Raw genomic sequence first — 5,063 nt, 5'->3', positions numbered from 1 at the left:
GGGGGTCGGGCGCTATGCGCCAAATAGAGGTTAGAGCATCCGTTCGAGTTGCTGCTCAGTTGCCGAAGTGGATGCGGGTGAAATCGGCTTTTGAGTGAAGGATGCGCTCGACATGAACGATGCGCTCGACATGAACGATGTCCTCGGCCTCGTCGACCCAATAGAAAGCGGCGTATTTCCCGACGACGAGTTTCCAGCGCAACGCCTCGGTGAACACGTACGGTTTCTCGGGGTTGCGCGCAGGGAAGGTGCTGAGAGCGTGGTCAACGGACTCCATGAGCTTGTCGATGCGGTCTTGTGCGAGGTCTGGCGAAAACGTGAATTGGATCTCGTAGACGGACAAGAACGAGAGGTCCTCGATAGCTTCTTCTGCGAATTCGATTTCATAGTTCACGGTCGGCCAGCTTCTCCGCAATCCTGCGGCGCACTTCCACTTTCGCTTCCTCCAAGTTGTACGTCTTCGGATGCTGTTTGTTGTACTCGACGGCTTCGTCGATGAGCAGGCCGACGTAGCGGTCGTAGTCGGGCGTTGCACGCGAAGCGCGCGTGCGCCACGAGGCGGAACTTTCGAACTCTTTATGCAGATCGCGCGCAACGTTGCGGTTTTTCGTTGACTTCGCGACCTCTGGCTGTTTACAATGCAAAGGTTCGCTTTCGAAAGCCCCGTGCATGCAGCGAGAAGCGGAAGCGCGAACGAGGGAGTCCAGACCCGAGGTTGCGCGTCGGCGTAGGAACCCGGCATCCGATCGACCTGCACTTTTGAAACCGATCATTCGCCGCATCGCGGTCGGCCCGGCATCGTTCGAGCCGCCAACAGGCGACGGAGACCCGCCCCGCACGGCGGGGTAGGACAAGATTTTTGGAGGAAGATAGTGAAGACGTATTACGCGAAGCCCAACGAAGTTGAGCGCGAATGGGTCTTGATCGACGCTGAGAACCAGGTTCTCGGTCGCGTCGCAGCCAAGGCCGCTCAGATTCTCAAGGGCAAGCACAAGCCGCAGTACACGCCGCATGTCGACACCGGCGACTTCGTGGTCATCATCAACGCGGACAAGATCCGCGTGACGGGCACGAAGGCTCAGACGAAGAGCTACTACCGCCACAGCGGTTTCCCGGGCGGCCTGAAGTCCGAGACCTTCGAAGAGGCCATGGCCAAGCATCCCGAGCGCGTCATCGAGCACGCCGTGAAGGGCATGTTGCCGAAGAACACGCTCGGCCGCGCCATGGGCAAGAAGCTCAAGGTGTACACCGGCGCGGAGCATCCGCACATGGCTCAGCAGCCTCGCGAGATCAAGATGGAGGGTTAAACAATGGCAGGTGAAGCTCTGTACTACGGCACCGGCCGTCGTAAGAACGCCGTCGCTCGCGTACGTCTCGTTCCCGGCACCGGCAAGGTCACGATCAACGGCCGTGAGGCGCTGGCGTACTTCGGTCGCGAAGCGCTCGTGAACTACGCTCTGACGCCGTTCAAGGTCACGGACACGACGGATCACTTCGACGTCATCGCCACGCTCAACGGCGGCGGCATCTCGGGTCAGGCCGGCGCGCTGCGCCACGGCATCTCCCGCGCGCTGCTGTCTGCTGGCGACTACCGCGCCGAGCTCAAGAAGGCCGGCTACCTCACGCGCGACTCCCGTATGGTGGAGCGCAAGAAGTACGGCCTCAAGAAGGCACGCAAGCGCCCGCAGTTCTCGAAGCGCTAGGAACAGCCGCTCGCATTCGCGAACAGCACGTTTTCTGCAAAGCCCGTCTCTTCGGAGGCGGGCTTTTTCTATGGATCCGCAGCCGCAACGGGCGTGGCGGGAAGCGTGCGGCACCGTCTTGGCAGAATCCTTCTCTCGCGGGTTGATCCGCGGGTTCCAAAGCGTCTCCCGCTTTTCAACCAGGATGCAAATTATGGTGTTGACCTGGTGTGCTTGCATTGAAATGGAGATGATATGCTGGTGGAATACCGTTTCCCGACAAGAAAGAGGGGGATCGATGAAGCATCTGATCCGCTTTGCAAGCATCGCTCTGGCCTGCGGTTTGCTGGTATGCTTGGCCGGGTGCAGCTGCTCTTCGACGCAGCAGGAAGCGCAGAAGCCGGTTCCCGCGGAAACCGACGAGGGAACCACGATCGACCTCGATGGCGGCTGGGTCATGTACGCGGAATCCAACCTGCTGGTCGTGCTGGACGAGAACGCGACCACGGGGTATTCCTGGACGTCGGCGATCGAGGGTTCGACGCTGGCGCTGTACACCGAGAAATCCATCAGCGCCGAAGAGGCGTATCCGACCGAGGACGCGAACCGCGTAGGCGCGGAAGGCAGCCATCTGTTCTCCTTCAAGGGGATGGCCGCCGGTGACGGCACCATCGCGCTTTCGTACGAGCGCTCTTGGGAGCAGACCGACGATGACAAGAAGATCGTTCTCCAGGTGAAGACGGGCCAGAACGGTGCGATCGAGTCGGTGAGCGTTGGCTAGCCGACGGAGGGGAGCTTACATGAGCGGATTCAGCATGCACGGCGAGAAGGAAAGCGCGAGCGCATTCGCGCTGAAGCGCGCGCGCCGGATCGCGGCGATCTGCATTGCCGCGCTGATGGCCTTCGGCGCGTTGGGCCTGGTCGGGTGCAGTTGCAGCAACACCTCGACCAAAACCGACGACGACAACGCGAAAAAGGAGCAGGTGAACGACAAGAAAAACGCCACCAAAACGGTGCCGAACGTAGTGGGCATGACGAAGGACGACGCCGAGCGCGTCATCAAGGACGCCGGGTTCGCCGTGGGAACGGAGACGGAGGAGGCGAGCGAAACGGTGGTCGCCGGCGCCGTCATCAGCCAGAGCGTGAAGGCAAAGTCGGAGGCGAAGGCGGGAAGCTCCATCGGTATCACGGTTTCGAAGGGATCGGACAAGCCCGCGAAGCGCGTGTCGGTGCCCAGCTTGATCGGCATGACGCAAACGCAGGCGGAGGACGTGCTGGCCTCGCTGAAGCTGGTGTCGAAGGCCGAAGACCCGGTGTACTCGGAGGACGCGAAGCCCGGAACGATATTCAAGCAGTCGGTGGCCGCGGGCACGGAGGTCGAAGAGGGTTCGACCGTCAGCTTCACCGCGGCGTTGGGCAAGGACTTCGCCATCGTGCCCCGCGTGATCGGATTGGATAGGGACGGCGCATTCGATGCCTTGAAGAAGGCGTCGTTCAATGTGGACATCATCGAGGCGTACAGTGGAAACGTCGCCGCCGGCAAGGTCATGTACCAGAATCCCAGCGAAGGCGTTCAGTGCGTCAGCGGCACGAAGGTGACCATTACCCTCTCGAAGGGAGCCGCTCCCGCGCCTACCGAGCAGGTGGCCGTGCCGAATGTGGTAACTCTGACACTGGAACAGGCGCAAGGCGTGTTGGAAAGCGCAGGGCTGGCATGCAAGTTCGCCGGGGAGGAAGAGGGCATGGTCGTCGAGCAGAGCATTGCGGCAGGCACCAAGGTCGATCGCGGGTCGACGGTGACCGTCAAGCTCGAGATTCTTCCCACCGGTTCGGCGGAAGGGCAGGCTGCTTGACGTCGTGCTCGTATAAGAGCGCGACGCGGGGACGGGCGAATGGCTGAACAGGATAACGAACAGGCAGGTGAAGCCCTGCTGCAAAACGCTCGGCGAACGCTTCGCGAGCAGCCGCGCCGAGCGATCGCAGGTTTGTGCGTCGTTTTGCTGCTCGGTTTGTTGACGGCAGCTTTGGCGAGCTCTTTGCAGCGGGTGTCGGCAGACGATGTATGCGCCGACGCCGTTGCAGGGGCGGTGAAGCCGATGGCGCTGAGCGGGTCGTACGCCGTAGACGGCGGCGAGGAGCGGCCTTACGCGGCTCGTCAAGCTCTTGATGCGAAGGGCATCGGCGTGGAAGCGGTGACGGTGCGCGGAACGCTCGAAAACGACGTCGCCGCAGGCGAGCTCGTCAACATGCGCCTGAGCAGCACGGCGTGCACGGTGCGCGTCAACGGCGAGACGGTGTTCTCGTTCGACGGTATCGGCGATTCGGAGCCTGCGGGCGAGCCTTTGCTCGGCTGGATCGGGTTCCGTTCGCCAGGCATCTCGACACGTGACGAAGTGGAGATCGCGCTTTCCAGCGCGGCATCCTACAGCGTGCTGGGCGATTACGTCATCGTTTTGGACAGCCTGTGCACGGGTGAGCCCGATGCTCTGTTCGTCGCCTCGGTCGCCAGCCATCTGCCCATGTTCGTTTCGGGAATCCTGGTGCTGATCGCGGGGCTGATCCTGCTGCTCATTGCCAGCGTCGGTTATCTTATCGGCGTTCCAAAGGAAACGGGCGGCCTGCGATTCGCCTTCTACGTGCTCATCGGTGGCGTTTGGATATTCTTCTGTTTCGATTACATCACGTTGCTCATCCCGTTCCCTGCGTTCACCACCACGGTGAGCTTGCTGGCGCAAGACGTGCTGGCGCTGCTGCAGCTGTCGTTCATCGCTTCGCGCGCCACGGGATACCCGCGCAGGTTGGCCACGCTGCTGCTGGCGGCGTTGTCCCTGATGCTGGGAGTGTGCATCGTTTTGAGGCTCGCGGGGGTGGCGTCGCTGTACGAGGCGAACGTCGTCATCATCCCGCTGTTCGTCATAGGCGTCTTCTTCGCCGCGCTGGCGCTTGCCGTCGAGGCGCGCGAGAGCCGCGACCGGATGGCGGTCGATGCGACCCTGGTCGTGATCCCGTGCACGATCGGATCGGTCGTGGAGGGGCTGTCGTTCCTGTTCGGCGGGGTGACCACGGGCCTGTGGCTGTGCGCCGGCATCCTGTGCGCCGTGGTGGTGCGCTTCGTTGCGCTGTTCTCCTACGCGCGCAGCCAGATCGTTCAGGCGGAACGCGCGCATCGCATGGAGGCCGAGCTTTTGCAATCGCGCATCGCTGTGATGCTATCGCAGATCCAGCCGCATTTTCTGTTCAACGCGCTGAACACCATCGAGTACCTGTGCGAGGAGGATCCGCCGGTCGCGGCGCGCGCCACCAACGATTTCGCGCGTTATCTGCGGGGCAACATGGATTCGCTCATGGGGTCGCAGATGGTGTCTTTCCGAAACGAGCTCG

The 5,063-nt window shown here is 62.0% G+C and carries 7 protein-coding genes; 5 read left to right on the top strand and 2 right to left on the bottom strand.

Annotated elements, in window-relative coordinates:
- Window positions 1–55 precede the first annotated feature (55 nt).
- Entirely contained in the window at window positions 56–394 is a 339-nt protein-coding gene (locus ACMO6A_RS03635; RefSeq protein ID WP_035584247.1) for a type II toxin-antitoxin system RelE family toxin, read from the bottom strand.
- A complete protein-coding gene (locus tag ACMO6A_RS03630; protein ID WP_181817021.1) occupies window positions 384–644 on the bottom strand; it encodes a hypothetical protein in 261 nt (86 codons plus the stop codon). Before ACMO6A_RS03630 ends, ACMO6A_RS03635 begins: the two co-directional genes overlap by 11 nt.
- 228 nt (window positions 645–872) lie before the next feature.
- Between ACMO6A_RS03630 and rplM the strand changes: the two genes are divergently transcribed.
- The 5 genes from rplM to ACMO6A_RS03605 form a co-directional block, all read left to right on the top strand.
- Window positions 873–1,307 (top strand): 50S ribosomal protein L13, encoded by a 435-nt coding sequence (gene rplM, locus ACMO6A_RS03625; protein WP_009305940.1) that lies wholly within the window; start codon window positions 873–875, stop codon window positions 1,305–1,307.
- 3 nt (window positions 1,308–1,310) lie between these two features.
- Complete coding sequence (rpsI, locus tag ACMO6A_RS03620) at window positions 1,311–1,703, top strand: 30S ribosomal protein S9 (protein ID WP_009305941.1); 393 nt, start codon at window positions 1,311–1,313, stop codon at window positions 1,701–1,703.
- 277 nt (window positions 1,704–1,980) lie between these two features.
- The gene (locus ACMO6A_RS03615) at window positions 1,981–2,463 is read left to right on the top strand and encodes a protease inhibitor I42 family protein (protein WP_009305942.1); all 483 of its coding nucleotides are present in this window, start codon (window positions 1,981–1,983) and stop codon (window positions 2,461–2,463) included.
- 19 nt (window positions 2,464–2,482) lie between these two features.
- A complete protein-coding gene (locus tag ACMO6A_RS03610; protein WP_009305943.1) occupies window positions 2,483–3,535 on the top strand; it encodes a PASTA domain-containing protein in 1,053 nt (350 codons plus the stop codon).
- Window positions 3,536–3,706: 171 nt separating this feature from the next.
- The coding region (locus ACMO6A_RS03605) for a histidine kinase (RefSeq protein WP_418470798.1) at window positions 3,707–5,063 on the top strand (1,357 nt) is incomplete at its 3' end.

The organism is Eggerthella sp. (genome assembly GCF_048329335.1).
Classification (GTDB): domain Bacteria; phylum Actinomycetota; class Coriobacteriia; order Coriobacteriales; family Eggerthellaceae; genus Eggerthella; species Eggerthella lenta.
This window is presented reverse-complemented; position numbering and strand designations above follow the sequence as displayed.

Bases quoted from the DNA above. Each gene is read 5' to 3' on its own strand.
- rpsI (WP_009305941.1), top strand. From the start codon at position 1,311: ATGGCAGGTGAAGCTCTGTACTACGGCACCGGCCGTCGTAAGAACGCC.
- ACMO6A_RS03615 (WP_009305942.1), top strand. From the start codon at position 1,981: ATGAAGCATCTGATCCGCTTTGCAAGCATCGCTCTGGCCTGCGGTTTG.
- ACMO6A_RS03610 (WP_009305943.1), top strand. From the start codon at position 2,483: ATGAGCGGATTCAGCATGCACGGCGAGAAGGAAAGCGCGAGCGCATTC.